Origin of the sequence: Silvibacterium bohemicum (assembly GCF_001006305.1) — a bacterium.
Lineage (GTDB): Bacteria > Acidobacteriota > Terriglobia > Terriglobales > Acidobacteriaceae > Silvibacterium > Silvibacterium bohemicum.
Genome location: NZ_LBHJ01000023.1, coordinates 720 through 2,915 on the forward strand (window position 1 = coordinate 720; position 2,196 = coordinate 2,915).

At 65.4% G+C, this 2,196-nt stretch carries 1 protein-coding gene; it reads left to right on the top strand.

What is annotated here, in order from left to right:
* A partial coding sequence (locus XX99_RS27910) for a beta strand repeat-containing protein (RefSeq protein WP_197081957.1) occupies nt 1–2,196 on the top strand: 2,196 nt, incomplete at both ends.

Sequence of the window (2,196 nt, forward strand, 5' to 3'; positions counted from 1 at the left end):
CGAGCGGCAGCCTGTCTGGTGGATTTACTTATGTAGGTCAGCCAACGGTGAGCGGGGTGAGCCCGAACAGCGGTTCAAACTCGGGCGGCACCGCGGTGACCATTACGGGGACGAACTTCGCGACGGGAGCAGCGGTGAAGTTCGGCACAGCGGCCGCAACGAACGTGGTTGTGGTCAACAGCACGACCATCACCGCGACCACGCCCGCAGGCAGCGCCGGAGCGTCGACAGTGACCGTGACCAATAGCGTGGGCTCGCAGAGCGGAAGCCTGGCCAGTGGCTTTACCTACGTGGTCCAACCAACGGTAAGCAGCGTGAGTCCGAGCAGCGGTGTCGCGGCCGGCGGCACGGCAGTGACGATCACGGGCACGAACTTCGCGACTGGCGCGACGGTGAAGTTCGGCACCGCAGCAGCGACGAACGTGGTGGTGGTGAGCGCGACGACGATCACGTCGACCACGCCTGCAGGCACTGCCGGATCTGCAACAGTGACAGTGACGGTGAACGGTCAGAGTGGGAGCCTGGCTGGTGGATTTACGTACATCGGCCAGCCCACGGTGAGCGGAGTAAGTCCGAACAACGGTCCAACGGCTGGCGGCACCGCGGTGACGATCACGGGCGCGAACTTCGCCACGGGCGCAACGGTGACGATCGGCGGAGCGGCAGCGACGAGCGTAGTCGTGGTGAACAGCACGACCATCACGGCGGCGACGCCAGCGGGCAGCGCCGGCGCAGCGACGGTAACAGTGACCAACGTGGGCTCGCAGAGCGGCAGTCTGGCCGGTGGTTTTACCTACAGCTCATCGGTGGCGATCGCCTTTGCGCAGGTGGCCTCGGCCACGCCGCAGTCGCCAACAGCGACAGTGAGCGTGAGCTATCCGGCCACGCAGACGCTGGGAGATCTCAACGTAGTAGTCGTGGGCTGGAACGACGTTGCCTCCACGGTGCAGTCGGTCAAGGACAGCGCAGGGAACACGTACCGTCTTGCGATCGGCCCGACAACCGGCTCGGGTCTGGAGCAGTCGATCTATTATGCGGCGAACATCGCGGGCGGCAGCAACACGGTGACGGTGACCTTCAGCCAGGCGGCGTCCTATCCAGATATCCGCATCCTGGAGTATCGGGGGGTGACGGCGCTCGATGTGACGGCTGGAGCCAGTGGAAGCAGTGCGACAGCGAGCAGCGGCGCTGCAACGACGACCAGCGCGAATGAGCTGATCTTCGGAGCGGACCTGGTGGCGACGGCGACAGCGGCGGCGGGCAGCGGCTTTACATCGCGGATCATCACCACGCCGGATGAAGATATCGCGGAAGACAAGACGGTGACCACGGCAGGCAGCAACAGCGCGACGGCGGCGTTAACCTCGGCCGGCGCGTGGGTCATGCAGATGGTGACCTTCTCAGCCGCATCCGTTCCAGCGCCAACGGTGAGCAGCGTGAGTCCGAACAGCGGCTCGACCGGCGGCGGCACAGCGGTGACCATTACCGGGACGAACTTCGCCTCGGGGGCAACGGTGACCTTCGGCACAGCAGCAGCGACGAACGTAGTGGTGGTCAACAGCACGACCATCACCGCAGCCGCGCCCGCGGGCAGCGCCGGAGCGTCGACGGTGACCGTGACCAACAGCAGCGGTCAAAGCGGCAGCCTGACTGGTGGGTTTACTTACACCGCAGGTCCGGCGGTAAGCAGCGTGAGTCCCAGCAGCGGTGTGGCATCAGGCGGCACTGCTGTGACCATCACCGGAACGAACTTCTCTTCCGGCGCAACTGTAACGTTCGGCGGCTCGGCTGCGACGAACGTGGTGGTGGTGAACAGCACGACGATCACCGCGACCGCGCCCGCGGGGAGCGCCGGAACAGCAACCGTGACGGTGGCCAATAGCGGCGGCCAGAGCGGCAGCCTGCCTGCTGCGTTTACTTATGTAGGCCAGCCAACGGTGAGCAGCGTGAGTCCGAACAGCGGTTCGAATTCGGGCGGCACCGCTGTGACCATCACGGGAACGAACTTCGCGACGGGAGCAGCGGTGAAGTTCGGCACAGCGGCCGCAACGAACGTGGTGGTGGTCAACAGCACGACCATCACCGCGACCACGCCCGCAGGCAGCGCCGGAGCGTCAACGGTGACCGTGACCAATAGCGTGGGCTCGCAGAGCGGAAGCCTGGCCAGTGGCTTTACCTACGTGGTCCAACCAACGG